The 733-nt window shown below is 77.2% G+C and carries 1 pseudogene; it reads left to right on the top strand.

Annotated elements, in window-relative coordinates:
* Positions 1-32: 32 nt before the first annotated feature.
* Positions 33-733 (top strand): annotated as a pseudogene (locus FOE67_RS27565) (ATP-binding protein); the annotation flags it as partial.

Genomic DNA, 733 nt, shown 5'->3' with positions numbered 1-733 from the left:
GTATAAGAGACACCGACGCACCGCACGAGGAAGTGCCGCCCCCCGGGGAACCGGCCGACGGCGCCCAGCCCTCTGAGGGTTCGCCCGACGGGTCGCCCGGGGAACCAGCCGGCGCCGCCCGCGGCCGACCGGACGGCCCCGGCGATCCCGCCGGGGCCCTGGCCCTCCGGCTCACCGCGCTGCGCCGCCGGGTGGCGGCGCTGGTCGAACGCCGCTCGGCGGACGACCCCACCGCCGGGGACCCGCTGCGCGGCCTCCACCTGCCGGAGGCCGCCGTCCGGCACCGCCTGCGAACCCCCGCCGAACCGGAGGAGGGGGAGATCCTCGCGGACCACCCCCTCCACGGCGCGGCCCCGGTCGGCCCCGACGACCGGTTGGCACGGCTGGCCCGACGCCTGGACCTGACGGACCAGGACACGGCGATCCTGCTGATCGCCGCCGCGCCCGACCTCGACCGGAACTTCGAGACGTTCTACGCCTACCTCAACGACGACGTCGGCCGGCGCAGACCCACCGTCGGCCTCGCCCTGGACCTCTGCGGCCTGTCCACCCTGGACGCCCTCGCCCGCGACCACTTCCACCCCACCGCCCCGCTGTCCCGGCTCGGCCTGCTGGACGTGGGGGACCGCGACGCGCCCTTCCTCGGTCGCCCGCTCCGGGTACCCGACCGCCTCATCGCCCACCTGCTCGGCAACGACGTCCCCGACGCGGCCCTCGAGGGACACGTCCGCCC

Source organism: Streptomyces calidiresistens (genome assembly GCF_014141525.1).
GTDB lineage: Bacteria > Actinomycetota > Actinomycetes > Streptomycetales > Streptomycetaceae > Streptomyces > Streptomyces calidiresistens.
This window is presented reverse-complemented; position numbering and strand designations above follow the sequence as displayed.